General features: G+C 72.7%; 17 protein-coding genes. 8 read left to right on the forward strand and 9 right to left on the reverse strand.

Features of this window, described 5'->3' with window-relative positions:
* Together ABZ484_RS19695 and ABZ484_RS19700 are read right to left on the reverse strand one after the other, a co-directional pair.
* Positions 1-170, reverse strand: a 170-nt coding sequence (locus ABZ484_RS19695; RefSeq protein WP_358867218.1) for a flavin reductase family protein, incomplete at its 3' end; no start/stop codon positions are given.
* A 196-nt stretch (positions 171-366) separates the two neighbouring features.
* Complete coding sequence (locus tag ABZ484_RS19700) at positions 367-714, reverse strand: thioredoxin family protein (protein WP_358867172.1); 348 nt, start codon at positions 712-714, stop codon at positions 367-369.
* Between the two features lie 265 nt (positions 715-979).
* Between ABZ484_RS19700 and ABZ484_RS19705 the strand changes: the two genes are divergently transcribed.
* Both ABZ484_RS19705 and ABZ484_RS19710 read left to right on the forward strand, forming a co-directional pair.
* On the forward strand, positions 980-1,708 hold the full coding sequence (locus ABZ484_RS19705; RefSeq protein WP_358867173.1) for a lysophospholipid acyltransferase family protein: 729 nt from the start codon (positions 980-982) through the stop codon (positions 1,706-1,708).
* 72 nt (positions 1,709-1,780) lie between these two features.
* Positions 1,781-2,008, forward strand: coding sequence for a hypothetical protein (locus ABZ484_RS19710; RefSeq protein ID WP_358867174.1), 228 nt, complete (start codon positions 1,781-1,783; stop codon positions 2,006-2,008).
* On the opposite strand, the gene ABZ484_RS19715 is transcribed toward ABZ484_RS19710, so the two are convergent.
* The 4 genes from ABZ484_RS19715 to ABZ484_RS19730 form a co-directional block, all read right to left on the reverse strand.
* Positions 2,005-2,598 (reverse strand): transglutaminase domain-containing protein, encoded by a 594-nt coding sequence (locus tag ABZ484_RS19715; protein ID WP_358867175.1) that lies wholly within the window; start codon positions 2,596-2,598, stop codon positions 2,005-2,007. The two genes, ABZ484_RS19710 and ABZ484_RS19715, sit on opposite strands and share 4 nt — an antisense overlap.
* Before the next feature lie 123 nt (positions 2,599-2,721).
* The gene (locus ABZ484_RS19720; RefSeq protein ID WP_358867176.1) at positions 2,722-3,792 is read right to left on the reverse strand and encodes a low specificity L-threonine aldolase; all 1,071 of its coding nucleotides are present in this window, start codon (positions 3,790-3,792) and stop codon (positions 2,722-2,724) included.
* On the reverse strand, positions 3,789-4,541 hold the full coding sequence (locus ABZ484_RS19725) for an SDR family NAD(P)-dependent oxidoreductase (protein ID WP_358867177.1): 753 nt from the start codon (positions 4,539-4,541) through the stop codon (positions 3,789-3,791). Before ABZ484_RS19725 ends, ABZ484_RS19720 begins: the two co-directional genes overlap by 4 nt.
* Positions 4,542-4,576: 35 nt before the next feature.
* Positions 4,577-5,974, reverse strand: a complete 1,398-nt coding sequence (locus ABZ484_RS19730) for a DUF6421 family protein (protein WP_358867178.1) — start codon at positions 5,972-5,974, stop codon at positions 4,577-4,579.
* A 473-nt stretch (positions 5,975-6,447) separates the two neighbouring features.
* Between ABZ484_RS19730 and ABZ484_RS19735 the strand changes: the two genes are divergently transcribed.
* On the forward strand, positions 6,448-7,131 hold the full coding sequence (locus ABZ484_RS19735; RefSeq protein ID WP_358867179.1) for a glycerophosphodiester phosphodiesterase family protein: 684 nt from the start codon (positions 6,448-6,450) through the stop codon (positions 7,129-7,131).
* Positions 7,132-7,187: 56 nt separating this feature from the next.
* On the opposite strand, the gene ABZ484_RS19740 is transcribed toward ABZ484_RS19735, so the two are convergent.
* Positions 7,188-7,727 carry an N-acetyltransferase gene (locus tag ABZ484_RS19740; RefSeq protein ID WP_358867180.1) on the reverse strand — a complete coding sequence of 180 codons (540 nt, stop codon included), beginning with the start codon at positions 7,725-7,727 and terminating at the stop codon, positions 7,188-7,190.
* A gap of 205 nt (positions 7,728-7,932) precedes the next feature.
* Between ABZ484_RS19740 and ABZ484_RS19745 the strand changes: the two genes are divergently transcribed.
* Positions 7,933-8,325 (forward strand): VOC family protein, encoded by a 393-nt coding sequence (locus tag ABZ484_RS19745; protein WP_358867181.1) that lies wholly within the window; start codon positions 7,933-7,935, stop codon positions 8,323-8,325.
* 102 nt (positions 8,326-8,427) lie between these two features.
* Entirely contained in the window at positions 8,428-9,210 is a 783-nt protein-coding gene (locus ABZ484_RS19750; protein ID WP_358867182.1) for a VOC family protein, read from the forward strand.
* 64 nt (positions 9,211-9,274) lie between these two features.
* On the opposite strand, the gene ABZ484_RS19755 is transcribed toward ABZ484_RS19750, so the two are convergent.
* A complete protein-coding gene (locus ABZ484_RS19755; RefSeq protein WP_358867219.1) occupies positions 9,275-9,772 on the reverse strand; it encodes a MarR family transcriptional regulator in 498 nt (165 codons plus the stop codon).
* Positions 9,773-9,954: 182 nt separating this feature from the next.
* On the reverse strand, positions 9,955-11,655 hold the full coding sequence (locus ABZ484_RS19760; RefSeq protein ID WP_358867183.1) for an FUSC family protein: 1,701 nt from the start codon (positions 11,653-11,655) through the stop codon (positions 9,955-9,957).
* 203 nt (positions 11,656-11,858) lie between these two features.
* Here ABZ484_RS19760 and ABZ484_RS19765 point away from each other — a divergent pair, with 203 nt between their 5' ends.
* The 3 genes from ABZ484_RS19765 to ABZ484_RS19775 all read left to right on the forward strand — a co-directional run bounded on the left by ABZ484_RS19765 (position 11,859) and on the right by ABZ484_RS19775 (position 14,358).
* Positions 11,859-12,461, forward strand: a complete 603-nt coding sequence (locus ABZ484_RS19765) for a DUF5134 domain-containing protein (RefSeq protein WP_358867184.1) — start codon at positions 11,859-11,861, stop codon at positions 12,459-12,461.
* A gap of 213 nt (positions 12,462-12,674) precedes the next feature.
* Positions 12,675-13,610, forward strand: coding sequence for a M56 family metallopeptidase (locus tag ABZ484_RS19770; protein WP_358867185.1), 936 nt, complete (start codon positions 12,675-12,677; stop codon positions 13,608-13,610).
* 64 nt (positions 13,611-13,674) lie between these two features.
* Positions 13,675-14,358 carry a phosphatase PAP2 family protein gene (locus ABZ484_RS19775; RefSeq protein ID WP_358867186.1) on the forward strand — a complete coding sequence of 228 codons (684 nt, stop codon included), beginning with the start codon at positions 13,675-13,677 and terminating at the stop codon, positions 14,356-14,358.
* Positions 14,359-14,361: the final 3 nt, after the last annotated feature.

Consider the following 14,361-nt stretch of genomic DNA (forward strand, 5'->3'; position numbering starts at 1 on the left):
TCGGCGGAGACGGACGTCAGGGAGGTGGCCGTGAAGCCGACCGGTCCCGCCTCGTCGAGTGCGGTGATCACCGCGACACCTGCCGCGTGCCGCCGGAAGACGGAGCGGAGCAGATCGGGGGAGGCGAGCCGGGCGGCGGCGGGCGAGACGAGGTCGGACGGGGCCGTCATGGAGTTGTCCTTCTGATGGAGGGAGGCGCGGGATCCGTGGCTGCTCAGGAGTCCGGACAGCGCGCGCTCGCGGTGCGGGCGAGGACGGCCGTCCGACGGCGTTCCCGTCCGGGTCGAAGGAGTTCCCAAGGCATACAGTCAGGCTGACGATAGGTGGTACGCGCAGTCAAGTACGCCCCTGAACGTGCGAGATGGCTCACTGGGCCGGGCCGGGGCCCACGACCGCCGCTCCGAGGGCAGCGATGACGTCCGCCCTGCGGGGCTGTCCGGCCGCACGCCGCACGATGCGGCCACCGGCGTCGAGGACCAGCACGGTCGGGGTCCTGACGATGTCCAGTTCGCGCACGAGGTCCAGGTGGTCCTCTGCGTCGATGTCGACGTGGACGACCCCGGGGACCATGCCGGCCACCTCGCTCAGGACCCTGCGGGTCGCCCGGCAGGGGGCGCAGAAGGCAGTGGAGAACTGCACCAGCGTGGCACGTGCCCCCAGCCGTTCACCCAACTCGGCCGCGCCCAGCCGCCGGTCCCCGCTCCGTCCGCCCACCTGTTCTCTCCTGTTCCGCCGTCATCGCGCGGCCGTCGCCGCGCGGCCGCCGTAGCGCCGCCGTGAGCGCGCCGCTGTCGCCCCGTTCAGCGTTCACCGGCCCGCGAGGATTCCCCCGACGTGACGAGGATCTCGCCGGGGACGGGCACGCTGACTGGCCCCCCGGCCGTTCTTCGGGCACGATCTGCGACAGGCCGTAAACCTACGGCAGCGTAACTTTGCCGGGAGTCCCCGTCCCTGGCAGACAGAAGGGTCCACCCCGCCCATGGCAGAGCTCGTCTACCGTCCGGTCATCGGCCTGGCCCGCACGATGTTCAAGGTGTGGGACCTCAAGATCGACTGCCGTGGGTCGGAGAACATCCCGCGCTCGGGTGGCGCGGTGCTGGTGAGCAATCACATCAGCTACCTGGACTTCATCTTCAACGGCCTGGCGGCGCTTCCCCAGAAGCGCCTGGTGCGCTTCATGGCCAAGGAGTCGGTCTTCCGGCACCGGATCTCCGGTCCGCTGATGCGCGGCATGAAGCACATTCCGGTGGACCGTTCCCAGGGCGAGGCGGCCTACGCCCACGCGCTGGACTCGCTGAAATCCGGCGAGGTCATCGGCGTGTTCCCGGAGGCCACCATCTCCGAGTCCTTCACCCTCAAGAGCTTCAAGTCGGGTGCGGCCCGCCTGGCCCAGGACGCCGGTGTCCCGCTGATCCCGATGGCCGTCTGGGGCACCCAGCGGCTGTGGACCAAGGGCCATCCGCGCAACTTCCGGCGCAGCCACACCCCCATCACGGTCCGGGTGGGCGAGGCCGTGGAGGCCCCTCGGGACCAGTACGCGGGGGTCATCACCCGCCGGCTGCGCGAGCGCGTCCAGGAGCTGCTGGAGGCGGCCCAGCGCGCCTACCCTGTACGCCCCAAGGGCCCGGAGGACACCTGGTGGATGCCCGCCCACCTCGGCGGCACGGCCCCGACCCCGGAACAGCTCCGCATGGCCACGGCGCACTGATCCATCACTGGAACGGCGCGGGCGGGCGGCGCTAATCTGACGGTCAGTCTGTCCTGGTGCAGCGGACGGGGGATGTCCATGGTCGCGCTCGGTGTCTTGTTCGGTCTGCTCGGCTCGGCGGCGCTGCTGCTGGTCGTCACGCTGCTGCGACGCCGCAGCGGCGCCACGGAGAACGCCGACGGGCTCCTGATCGAGCAGGCCAGCCGTATCCAGGCACGCACGGACCGGACCTCCTACACCAGCATCGCGATGCACAACTCCACACCGACGATGAGCGACCAGTACCGGCCTCGTCCCTAGAGCGCGGTGGGGAGCGCCCTCGACAGCGACGGCCGGTCGGGCGCGGCCTTGAGGGCGCTCAGCACGGCCGGATGCGGCCCGGCGTACAGCTCTGGACAGTCCGTCTCGTCCGCTCTCGGGTCCGGAACGAAGGCCAGCCGTTCACCGGCGAGGGAGAACTGGGCGTCCACGCCCGGTTTGTTGCCGCGTGGGTCCTGCCGGTGCCAGGCGCCGTTGAACCGTACGGCGACCAGGCCGTGCACCACGTGCCCGCCGCCGTCGTCGTACGTCAGCCGCTGGTAGCACAGCGCCGTCGGGATGTCCTCGGCCCGCAGCAGGGCGGCCAGCGCATGGGCCTTGGCGTGGCAGATGCCGGTGCGTCGCGTCAGGACGTCGGAGGCCCGCCAGGTGACGCGCGGGTCGCCGGAGTCCTGCGAGTGCGGGATGGTGTCGCGCACGAACTCGTACGCGGATCGCGCATAGGCATACGAGTCCGCCACCCCCTCGGCGAGGCGCGCGGCCGTCTCGCGGACCACCGGATGGTCGTGGTCGATCGCTTCGTCCGCGGCCAAATAGGCGGACAGGTCGGGAGTGTTCTGGATCAGCTCCATGGTCGCAGAGCATAGAAATGCGATCACTCGCCAGTCAATGACTTTTCAAGTGATCGCATAACTATGCAGATCTCACCGGCAGCTCGGCGCCGGCCCCGGCGGCCCGACAGCCCGGCGGCCCCGCTAGCGGGCCATCTCCTCCTTCAGCGCCGCCACGAAGGCGTCCACGTCGTCCTCGCTCGTGTCGAAGGAGCACATCCAGCGCACGACACCCGCCGCCTCGTCCCAGAAGTAGAAGCGGAACCGCTTCTGAAGGCGCTCGCTCACGTCGTGCGGCAACTGGGCGAAGACACCGTTGGCCTGGACCGGGTGGAGGATCTCCACCCCGTGCACGGCCCGCACGCCCTCCGCCAGCCGCTGGGCCATCTCGTTGGCGTGCCGGGCGTTGCGCAGCCACAGGTCCCTGGCCAGCAGGGCCTCCAACTGCACCGAGACGAAGCGCATCTTGGAGGCGAGCTGCATGCTCATCTTGCGGATGTGCTTCATCCGCCGGACGGCGTCCTGGTCGAGGACGACGACCGCCTCGCCGAACATCGCGCCGTTCTTCGTCCCGCCCAGGGAGAGGATGTCGACGCCGACCGCGTTGGTGAACGTCCGCATGGGGACGTCCAGGGAGGCGGCCGCGTTGGCGATGCGGGAGCCGTCCATGTGCACCTTCATCCCGTGCGCGTGGGCGTGCTCGCAGATCGCCCGGATCTCCTCGGGCGTGTAGAGGGTGCCCAGCTCCGTGCTCTGGGTGATCGAGACGGCCTGCGGCATGGCGCGGTGCTCGTCCTCCCAGCCGTAGGCCTGCCGGTCGATCAGCTCGGGCGTGAGCTTGCCGTCCGGCGTCGGCACGGTGAGCAGCTTCAGGCCGGCCATGCGCTCGGGGGCGCCCCCCTCGTCGACGTTGATGTGCGCGCTCTCGGCGCAGATCACCGCGCCCCAGCGGTCGGTGACGGCCTGGAGTGCGACGACGTTGGCACCCGTTCCGTTGAACACCGGGAACGCCTCGGCGCCGGCGCCGAAATGGCTGCGGACGATCCGCTGGAGGTTCTCGGTGTAGTCGTCCTCTCCGTACGCGACCTGGTGCCCGCCGTTGGCCAGGGCCAGGGCGGCGAGCACCTCCGGGTGGACCCCGGCGTAGTTGTCGCTGGCGAAACCGCGGACCTCCGGGTCGTGATGGCGACGCGCGTCGGTCCTGGGAGGGTTCACGGCTTCTCGGTCAGCCACAGACGGTTTCCGTTCACTTCCGCGGCGGGCTTGTCCCAGACGTCGGTGATGGCCTCGGCCAGGTCCTTGACGTCCGTGAAGCCCGCGAACTTCGCGTTGGGGCGCTCGGCGCGCATCGCGTCGTGCACCAACGCCTTCACCACCAGGATCGCAGCCGCCGACGTCGGCCCCTCAGGGCCCCCCGCCTTGCGGAAGTAGTCGGCCATCGCCAGCGTCCACGCCTCGGCGGCGGCCTTGGCGGCGGCGTAGGCGGCGTTGCCCGCGGTGGGCTTCGTGGCGCCGGCGGCGCTGATCAGGACGTAGCGGCCGCGTTCGCTGCGCTGGAGCGCCTCGTGGAAGGCGAGGGAGGTGTGCTGCACCGTGCGGATGAGCAGCAGCTCCAGGAAGTCCCAGTCGTCGAGGCTGGTCTTGGTGAAGGTCTCGCTGCCGCGCCAGCCGCCGACGAGGTGGACCAGGCCGTCCACCCGCCCGAAGTCCTTCTCGACGTGGGCCGCCCAGTCCTGGGTGGACTTCAGGTCGAGCAGGTCGACGGTGTCCCCGGTGACGGTGGCGCCGCCGCAGGCGTACCGGGCCGCGTCGACGGCCTGGGAGAGCCGCTCTGGGTCGTTGTCCGCCCCGACCACGGTCGCGCCCGCCTCGGCGAGCCTGAGCAGCGCCGCCCGGCCGGCGGGTCCGCCCGCGCCCGCCACCGCGATCACCGCACCGCTCAGTGGCCCGTTGCCGTTCCCCATCTTCTCCTCCTGAGCAAGTTTCCCGGTGCGGTCGCTCACGCGGCGACCCGCTCGGTACTGTCCGCCGTGATGCCCTTGGTGGAGGCGATCACGTTCTTCAGTTTCTTGGACAGGGCCTCGTAGAACATGCTCAGCGGAAACTCGTCCGGAAGCACGTCGTCGACGAGCTTGCGCGGCGGCTGGGTCAGGTCCAGGGCGTCGGGGCCCTTGGCCCACTTGGAGCCGGGGTGCGGGGCGAGGAAGCCGGAGACCAGCTCGTAGCCGGCGAACCAGTGCACCAGCTTCGGACGGTCGATGCCGTCGCGGTACAGCTTCTCGATCTCGGCGCACAGCTGGTTGGTGACCTGCGGGGCGCGCTCCCAGTCGATGGAGAGCTTGTTGTCGGTCCAGCGCACCACGTCGTGCTTGTGCAGGTAGGCGAAGAGCAGCTGGCCGCCGAGTCCGTCGTAGTTGCGCACGCGCTCGCCGGTGACCGGGAAGCGGAACATGCGGTCGAACAGCACCGCGTACTGCACGTCACGGGCCTGCGGGACGCCGTCCTTCTCCAGCCGCACGGCCTCCTTGAAGGCGGTGAGGTCGCAGCGCAGCTCCTCCAGGCCGTACATCCAGAACGGCTGGCGCTGCTTGATCATGAACGGGTCGAACGGCAGGTCGCCGTGGCTGTGGGTGCGGTCGTGGACCATGTCCCAGAGCACGAAGGCCTCCTCGCAGCGCTTCTGGTCGTGGACCATGGCGGCGATGTCCTCGGGCAGGTCGAGGCCCAGGAGGTCGACGGCGGCGGCGGTCACCCGGCGGAAGCGGGCGGCCTCGCGGTCGCAGAAGATGCCGCCCCAGGAGAAGCGTTCCGGGGCCTCGCGCACGGCGATGGTCTCGGGGAACAGGACGGCGGAGTTGGTGTCGTAGCCGGCCGTGAAGTCCTCGAAGGTGATGCCGCAGAACAGCGGGTTGTCGTAGCGGGTGCGCTCCAGCTCGGCCAGCCAGTCCGGCCAGACCATGCGCAGCACGACCGCCTCGAGGTTGCGGTCCGGGTTGCCGTTCTGCGTGTACATCGGGAAGACGACCAGGTGCTGGAGGCCGTCCTCGCGGTGCGCGGCGGGCTGGAAGGCCAGCAGGGAGTCGAGGAAGTCCGGCACCTGGAAGCCGCCCTCGGCCCAGCGCCGGAGGTCCTTGGCCAGAGCCTCGTGGTAGGCGGCGTCGTGCGGCAGCAGCGGGGACAGCTCCTCCACCGCGTCGATCACGCGGCCCAGGACGGCCTCGACGTCCTCCCGGGCCGGGGCTCCCTCGGCCTCGAAGTCGATGGAGCCGTCCTTCGACTGCCATGGCCGGATCTGCTCCACGGCATCCTTGAGCACGGGCCATGACGGGTGCTCAACCACCCTGCTCACCGGAGGAACCTGTCCCTCCGCACCCACTTGCACAAGAATTTCCGTCATGACCCATCCTCCACGGGAGAAGCTCGCGTAAGAAGACCGTATACATGTCGGGTTTCTCGCAGCAAGGGCGCCCTCCGAAAATTATCCTGCCGCCGACCGTCACCGCCGCCCATTTTCCTGTCGGCCACCCCGGACGCGGCCACTTCCGCTAGGCCGGTCGGGTGAGCCACCGCGCCGGAGCAGCTCCGGATCCTCTCTGGATCCGCTCCGGATCCGGGGTCGGATTCCGGCCTCCGGCGACGGGGGGACGGCCTCGTGCCACCGCGGTCAACATCCGCCGGACTCGCCCACGACGGAGTGACGATCCAGGTGACCACGGGCCCGTCGCGTCCCGGCCGTCACCCCACTGCCCCGTGTACGCATGGGTTCAACGCGGGTCCGGGCCGTTAGGCTGCGGCACTGCCGCGTGGACGACGAGGTCCCTGAAGGTCCGCGTGCGTGCCGAGCCGCCGTCGACGGAAGCGAGTTGAACCTTGAACTTCCTTACCATCGGTCACCGCGGAGTCATGGGTGTCGAACCCGAGAACACCCTCCGTTCCTTCGTCGCCGCCCAGCAGGCCGGCCTCGACGCCATCGAACTCGATCTGCACCTGAGCAAGGACGGCGCACTCGTCGTCATGCACGACGCCGACGTGGAGCGCACGACCGACGGCAGCGGTCCGATCGCCGACAAGACCCTCGCCGAACTGCGCGCGCTCGACGCCGGCAAGGGCGAGCGGATCCCGGTCTTCGAGGAGGTCCTCGACGCGGTCCGGGCGCCGCTCCAGGCCGAGATCAAGGACGTGTCGGCGGCGCGGGCGCTGGCGGAGGTCATGCGCCGGCGGGATCTGGTCTCCCGGGTGGAGGTGCTGTCGTTCCACGACGAGGCGATCGCCGAGATCGCGCGTCTGGTGCCCGGCGTCCGTACCGCCCTGGTCGCCGACCACTACGGCACGGAGGTCGTCGAGCGCGCCGGTGCGGTCGGCGCCGCGACCCTCGTCCTCAACATCCGCCGGCTCACCCTGGAGATCGTCGAGCACGCGCGCGCGGCGGACCTGAGGATCATCGGCTGGGTGGTGAACACCCTGGCCCATCTCCGGTTCGTGCGCGCCCTGGAGCTGGACGGAGCCACCACGGACTTCCCGGAGATCAAACGCACCGGCCGCTTCACCGCGTGAGACGCACCGGCCGCACCGGCCGCTTCACCGGGTGACGCCGGCCGGCGGCGTGGTGGCTACGCGAGCTCCTTGACCAGCAGCTCGAACTGGAGGTCGTCGCGCTGCGGGATGCCGAAGCGCTCGTCGCCGTACGGGAAGGGGGTCATCCGTCCCGTACGGCGGTAGCCGCGGCGCTCGTACCAGGCGATCAGGTCCTCGCGCACGGAGATCACCGTCATGTGCATCTCGGTCACGCCCCACGTCTCACGGGCCTGGCGTTCCGCCTCCGCGATGATCAGCTTGCCCAGGCCGCCGCCCTGGAGGGTGGGGCTCACCGCGAACATGCCGAAGTAGGCGTGGGCGCCGCGGTGCTCGAGCTGGCAGCAGGCGACCACGCCGCCGTCCCGCTCCACCGTCAGCAGCCTGCTGTCCGGCGACTTGATCACGGCCCGCACGCCCTCCGGGTCCGTCCGCTGCCCCTGGAGGATGTCCGCCTCGGTGGTCCAACCCGCCCGGCTGGACTCCCCCCGGTACGCCGACTCGATCAGCGCGACCAGGGTGTCGACGTCGGCGTCGGTGGCGTCACGGAAGGTCATTCCGAGGGCGGCGGTGTCCATGGCTGATGCCTTTCGGTCTCGGGCGCGGCCGAGGGTTCTCGGGCGCGGCAGGGCGGGGGCGAAGGCAATCCTGCCACTAGGGCCTGTCCGGCGGATCAGGTCGCAGGGAATCCACAGCGCCGGTTCGACCCAGGTGAGCGTGGTCTGCGTGCCAGGCCCCGCGTCTGCGACATGATCCGCCGGACAGGCCCTAGGCTCCGGCAGCATGGTGCACGTACTCAGCAGCCGGACGCTGCTCCAGCCCACCGACCCCGAGCGCTCCCGCGTCTTCTACGGCGAGCAGCTCGGACTGGCCGTCTACCGCGAGTTCGGCACGGGTCCGGAGCGCGGCACCGTCTACTTCCTCGGCGGCGGCTTCCTGGAGCTGTCGGGCCGCTCCGAGGCCCCGCGCTCCCCCGCCGTGCGGCTGTGGCTCCAGGTGGCGGACGTGGCCGCGGCCCACGAGGAGCTGCGCGAGCGGGGCGTCGAGATCGTACGCCCGCCGGTGCGGGAGCCGTGGGGACTGATCGAGATGTGGATCGCCGACCCGGACGGCACGCCGATCGTCCTCGTCGAGGTACCGGCGGACCATCCGCTGCGCTACCGGGCGGGAATCTAGGCGGACGCGGCCGGGACGGCTCCGGGACGGCTCCCACTGGCCACCGAGGGTGACCGGCGATAGCGTGCTTGTGGTGGGGGCGAGCCTTCCCGGAGGAATGCCATGGAGTTCGACAAACCGGTGATCGGCGGCCCCTCCTGGGCGGAGCTGGGAACCAGCGATCTCGCGGCGGCGCAGCAGTTCTACGGAGAGGTCTTCGCCTGGCGGTGCGAGACGGACCCCCGTCCTGAACTGCGCGGATACGCCATCGCCCGGCTGGGGGACGCGGCGGTCGCGGGCATCGGCCCGCTGTACCGGCCCACGCAGCCGGTCGCCTGGAACGTCACGTTCGCCGTCGCCAACGCCGACAAGGCCACGAACCGGGTGGTGGAGGCCGGCGGGACGGTGATCCGCGGTCCCATGGACATCTTCGACGAGGGCCGCCGGACCGTGGCGCTCGACCCGTCCGGCGCGGCCTTCCAGATGTGGCAGGCCAAGGAATTCCCGGGCGCGGGGGTGTTCAACCGGCCCGGCGCGCTGGGCTGGGTGGAGCTCGCGACCCGGGACGTGCGGCGGGCCCGGGACTTCTACACCAGCGTCTTCGGGTGGAGCGTCAACGCCTCGGAGTGGTACACGCAGTGGGGCATGCACGGCATGGACTTCGGCGGCGTGACGGCGCTGCACGAACGCTTCCCGGCCGATGTGCCCCCGCACTGGCTGCCGTACTTCGCGGTCGAGGACGTCGACGCGACGACAGAGGTCGCCGTGCGGGCCGGCAGCAAGGCCCTCCAGGAGCCCACGTCCGTGGAGGGCGGGCCCCGTATCGCGGTGCTGCGGGATCCGCAGGGCGCGGCGTTCGGGATCTACGTGGCCGGGGACGAGGAGCCCCGACCGGAGGGAATCTGAGTCACCCCGCCGTCGGCCCCCGCCAGGCCCGCCGGCCCCTGCTCGCCGCACCGTCGGCGCCGGCTCACCCTGTCGTCCGTGCCACGCCCTGACGGCCTTCCAGGCGGGCCAGCAGCACGCACAGCAGGCCGGCCAGTTCGTCCTGCCGCTCGCCGTCCAGTCCGGCGAGGACGGTCCGCTCGTAGGCGAGCTGCTCCGGCAGGATGCCGTCGACCAGGTCCCGCCCGGCCTCCGTGAGGTGGACGTGGGCCACGCGGCGGTCACGGGTGTCGCCGCGACGCTCCACCAGGCCGCGTTCGGTCAGCTGCTTCAGCCGCTTGGTGACGGCGGCGCCCGAGGAGAACGTCTCGCGGGCCAGTTCGCTCGGCGTGAGCTCGTGGCCGGTGCGCCGCAGCGCGCCGAGCAGGTCGAACTCGGCCCGGCTGAGCCCCGCGCGGCGCAGTGGCGCGTCCTCGGCCTGCTGGAGGAGGGCGGCGCAGCGGTTGACGCGGCCGATGATCTCCATCGGGCCCGTGTCCAGGTCGGGGTGGACGGCCCGCCACTGGCGGACGACTCCGGCCACGGTGTCGTCGCGGGCGTCGCCGGGGACCGGCTGCGGCCCGGGCCCGGTGGGCCACGGCGAAGGGCGCCCGTGGCCCTCGGCGGCGTCCGCTTCTCCGGGCGCCGTCCGCCTCACCGCCGCTTCCCCCGCGACCGCCTCTCCGGATGCCGCTTCCCCCGGTTCCGGCCGTCCGTTGTGCGCCCTCATGGCCGTACGTCCTCCGTCGTCCTGCCCGTGCTCGCCACCGGGGCGTCGAGGCCCAGGCGTCGTACCGTCGCGGCGAGCGTACGGTGTGCGGACTGCTCGGTGAGCACGACCCGCTCCTGGGGCAGGGCACGCTGCCACCACTCGCCGGACGCGGCGTCGACGGTGGCGCGCAGCTCGACCAGCGCGGCGGCCAGGCTCCGGCGGGCGGCCTCCAGCGCGGCGGGCGCGGGCCGTTCCTCGGCGAGCAGGCGCGCGGCGCGTTCGCGGGCCCGGTCGACGGCGGTCAGGGCGTGCTCGACGCGGTCGCCGGTCCGGCGGTTGGTGACGGCGACGGCGGCCGCGAAGCCGACCAGGGCGCCGACGACGGTGTCCACGGCCCGCTCGGTGATCAGCTCGCCCTCGGCCTGCCGTCCGGCGAACTCGGTGATGAGCAGCGCCATCGGGGTCACGCAGATCGTGCCGAGCCAGTAGTTCCGGCCGATCAGCGCCTCGGCGCCGAAGTTGAGGGCGGCGCAGCACAGCACGAGGGCGAGGCCGCCGGAGTGCGCGAGCGGGGCGATCGCGGCGAAGACGAGGACGCCGACGAGGTTCCCGACGACGCGCTGGACGCTCCGGCTCCAGGTGAGCGCGAGGTTGGCCTGGTAGAGGGACGCCGCGGTGACCAGGGCCCAGTAGGGGCGGCCGATACCGAGCGCAAGGGAGGCGTACCCCGCGAGCGCGCAGCCGAGGGCGGTGCGCACGGCGACCGGGGCGAGCGGGCCGAGCCGGCTCCACCAGGGGCGGTGCGGGGCGGCGTCCTCGGCGTGCACGCCGAGGAGTTCCTCCGTGGCCGCCGCCGTCTCGCCGGCACTCGGAACCGGGCCCGTGCCGCGCAGCTGCCGCGCCCAGCTCCGCAGCCGGTCCGGGTCGGTCTCGTCGGGGGCGGCGAGCGCGACCTCGGCGCGGACGATCAGACGCTCCAGGGCGCGCCGGGGCCCGGGGCGCGCGCCGGTGGCCGACAGGGCTTGCCAGGCCGCCTGAACGGCGGTGGCGGCGGCGGCACGGGTCCGGGCGTGGCCGTCCGAAGTACCGCGCGTGGCGGCGTACGCGGCGGCCGTGTCCAGCGCCTGGGCGGTGGCGCGGCGTTCCGGGCCGTGCGGGCGGAGCAGGCCGGGCGCCATGCCGACCAGCCACGCCCACGCGGCCGCGGCGGCGGCCAGTGCCAGATGGCCGGGGATCTGGCCGAGGGTCTGCGGGACGAACAGGGAGGCGGAGCTGATGAAGGTCAGGACGACGTTGCCGGGCGGGCCGACGCGGGTGGCGTCGCACAGCGCCTTCTGCACGGCCGCCATGAGGGCGCCGACGGCGACCAGGACGACCGCGTCGGAGGTGAGGGAGGCGGCGACCAGGGAGAGCGCGAGACCACCGAGCATGCCCAGCACCACCCACGCCAGGACGCGGGCCCGCGCGGCATAGGGGCGGTTGTGGGCGTACAGGGCGCACAGCGATCCGGCCATCGTGTACATGGCCAGGTCGAGCCTGCCGAGGGCGAGCAGCGTGAGATTGGGCGGGGCGACCGAGACGACGACGCTCAGGGCGGGCTTGAACCAGATGTCGGAGGGACGGCCCAGCCTCAGCACGCTGGTGAGCGGGAGGCGGCGGGCGGGGCGTGTCGCGGGGGTGAGGGTGGGGTCGGGGGTGGGGGTCGCACTGCTCATGGGATAAGTTTAACAGGTGTTTTACTAGTAAAGAACTTTGGCCGTGTGCCGCCCGTGGGCATGGGGTGAGGGCTCGTGCCCCCGGGAATGCTCCCCGCGTACACCTTTGCGCTCGTGTGCGCACCGCGTGCCCCGGGCATCGCAAGAGCGACCGACCGGATCGCCGCCCGGCGGCCCGGAACCGTCGAACGGGGAGGTGGCGGGTGCACGGACCGGCTTCGCCCGGCTGGTTGCTGGTCGCGCTCTGCGCGGCGACCGGCGCCTACTGTCTGCTGCGCATGCGCAGCCCCGTGGAGGAGCAGCGCCGCGCGGCGGGCGGCGAGGCGCTGATGGGCTTCGGCATGGCCGCCATGGCCGTGCCCGCGGCCGTGTTCACCCCGCCGGCGTGGGCCTGGCCCGGCTACGCGGCCGTCTTCGGCGCGGCGGCACTGCGCGCGCTGTGGTCGGCGCGGACGAGCCCGCACCATCTGCACCACCTGGTGGGCGCGGGCGCCATGGTCTACATGTCCGTCGTCATGGCCGCCGCGCCGGAGTCCCACCACCATGGGCACGCCGGATCCGGCATCCCCCTCCTCACCGGCGTCCTGCTGCTGTACTTCGCCGGCTACGTCCTGCTGTCGGGCGCCCGGCTGGTGCCGGCGGTGACCGCGACGGCGGTTGCCGGCGCCGGTGGGGGCGCGGGCGCTGGTGCGGGTCCAGGGACGCCGGGAGCCGGAGTCCTGCGCTGGGGCGACCGGCCGGAGCTGGCGCGGGCGTGCCGACTGTCGATGGGGATGGCGATGGTCGCCATGCTGCTGACCCTGTGAGCGCTGCCCCTGTGGGCGCTGCTCCTGTGAGCACCGTGCCGCCGACGTACCCCGAGTGAGACCGCGAGGCGGGCCGGGCCGGACGCGGGCCGGGCCGGACGCGGGCCGGGCCGGACGCGGGCCGGGCGCACGGCATGCCCTGGGGCCGTGGTCTGTGTCACTTCGGCGCGGGGAACCGTGTTCCGAGCGGTCGGCCGCTCATAGGGTGATCGCATGATGGTGCCCGCGGTCCTGCTGCTGCTCGGCGCGCTGACCGCCGTAGCCGCTCCCCGGCTGCTCGCCCGGGCCGACTGGACGGACCGGGAACCGGTGGTCGCCCTGTGGGCCTGGCAGTGCGTGGTGGCCGGCGTCCTGCTGTGCTGCGCGCTGTCGATGACCCTCAGCGCGGCGGCCGCCTGGCAGGCGGTGCGCGGCCATGTGTTCGCCACGGCTCCCCGTGCGGTGGTGGATGCCTACGCCTTCGGCGCGGCCGGCGCCTGGGCGCCGACGACCGCGGTGGCGCTGGCGTGCGCGGGGGTGTGGAGCGCGGCGATGCTGGTCCGTGAGGTCGTACGGGCCCGGGCGCGCCGCAACCACCGACGTGCCGAACTCCTCGTCCGTGCCCCGCTGTTGCCCGGCGAGCAGCCCGGCGCCGACCGGCTCGTGGTCCTGGAGGGCGAGCGGCCGGAGGCCTGGTGGCTGCCCGGTGCTCCACCGCGGCTGGTCGTCAGCACGGCCGCGCTGCGCCGTCTGAAGGGGCGCCGGCTGGACGCCGTCCTCGCCCATGAGCAGGGTCACGCACGGGCCCGGCACGACTGGCTGCTGCACTGTTCGGCCGCGCTGGCGGGGGGCTTTCCCCAGGTGCCGGTGTTCGCCGCGTTCCGCGACGAGATGCACCGCCTGGTCGAACTCGCCGCCGACGACATGGCCTCGCGCCGCTTCGGCCGGCTGACGACCGCGCTGGCGCTCGTCGAACTCAACGAGGACCGGGGCGTTTTCGGCCCCTGCCCCACCGCGCAGGCCCATGTTCCGCAGCGGGTGCACCGCCTGCTCACTCCGCCGGACCGGCTCACCGCGGCCCGCCGACTGCGTCTGACGGCGTTGGCCTCGCTCGTCCCGGTGATCCCGGTCCTGGTGACGCTGGTACCGGGGTTGCGGGCGCTGGGCTGACCGGGCCGGGGCGACGTTCGGCGTTTGGCCGTGGGTCCGTCCGCCGGTGGGCGAGGATCGAGTCATGCCTGCCGCCCCCGTCGACTCCCCACCCCGTCCGCCCGTCCGGCGCACCGTCACCGCGCGGGCCGCCTCGGTCCTGGCCCTGTGCTCGGCGGTGCCGGCGATGCTGGTCGTCGTCCGATGGCGGCCGCTGATGGCGTTCGACGGCGCCGTCGCCCGCACCACCCACGGCTGGGCGGTGGACGAGCGCGGCCTCACGCACGTGTTCCGCGTCCTCACCGACTGGGTGTGGGACCCGCTGACGATGCGCCTCATGTGCGCGGCGGCCGCGGTGTGGCTGCTGTGGCGTCGCTCGGCCTGGTGGACGGCGGCGTGGCTGGTGGGCGCGTGTGCGCTGGGCACCGTGCTGCAACAGGGGCTGAAGGCCGCGGTCGGCCGGCCCCGCCCGGTGTGGCCCGACCCGGTGGACTCCGCCCACTATGCGGCCTTCCCGTCGGGTCACGCCATGACCGCGACGGTGGTGTGCGGCCTGCTCCTGTGGCTGCTGCGCCGCGGGGGCGTCGCAGGCACGCTGTGGGGCGCCGCCGTGGGGCTGGCCGTGCTCTCGGTCGCCGGGGCCGGCATGACCCGCGTCTGGCTGGGCGTGCACTGGCCCTCGGACGTCCTCGGCGGCTGGCTGCTGGGCGCGGCGGTGGTGGCCGGTGCGGCGACCGTCCACAACCGGTGGCCCGCGTCGTCCGGATGAGCG

This window comes from Streptomyces sp. NPDC006393, assembly GCF_040628575.1.
In the GTDB taxonomy this organism is placed as follows: domain Bacteria; phylum Actinomycetota; class Actinomycetes; order Streptomycetales; family Streptomycetaceae; genus Streptomyces.

Excerpts from the sequence above, each read along its gene's own strand:
- ABZ484_RS19775 (WP_358867186.1), top strand. The coding sequence starts at position 13,675 with ATGCCTGCCGCCCCCGTCGACTCCCCACCCCGTCCGCCCGTCCGGCGC.
- ABZ484_RS19725 (WP_358867177.1), bottom strand. The coding sequence starts at position 4,541 with ATGGGGAACGGCAACGGGCCACTGAGCGGTGCGGTGATCGCGGTGGCG.
- ABZ484_RS19750 (WP_358867182.1), top strand. The coding sequence starts at position 8,428 with ATGGAGTTCGACAAACCGGTGATCGGCGGCCCCTCCTGGGCGGAGCTG.
- ABZ484_RS19715 (WP_358867175.1), bottom strand. The coding sequence starts at position 2,598 with ATGGAGCTGATCCAGAACACTCCCGACCTGTCCGCCTATTTGGCCGCG.
- ABZ484_RS19745 (WP_358867181.1), top strand. The coding sequence starts at position 7,933 with ATGGTGCACGTACTCAGCAGCCGGACGCTGCTCCAGCCCACCGACCCC.
- ABZ484_RS19740 (WP_358867180.1), bottom strand. The coding sequence starts at position 7,727 with ATGGACACCGCCGCCCTCGGAATGACCTTCCGTGACGCCACCGACGCC.
- ABZ484_RS19730 (WP_358867178.1), bottom strand. The coding sequence starts at position 5,974 with ATGACGGAAATTCTTGTGCAAGTGGGTGCGGAGGGACAGGTTCCTCCG.
- ABZ484_RS19770 (WP_358867185.1), top strand. The coding sequence starts at position 12,675 with ATGATGGTGCCCGCGGTCCTGCTGCTGCTCGGCGCGCTGACCGCCGTA.
- ABZ484_RS19760 (WP_358867183.1), bottom strand. The coding sequence starts at position 11,655 with ATGAGCAGTGCGACCCCCACCCCCGACCCCACCCTCACCCCCGCGACA.
- ABZ484_RS19710 (WP_358867174.1), top strand. The coding sequence starts at position 1,781 with ATGTCCATGGTCGCGCTCGGTGTCTTGTTCGGTCTGCTCGGCTCGGCG.
- ABZ484_RS19705 (WP_358867173.1), top strand. The coding sequence starts at position 980 with ATGGCAGAGCTCGTCTACCGTCCGGTCATCGGCCTGGCCCGCACGATG.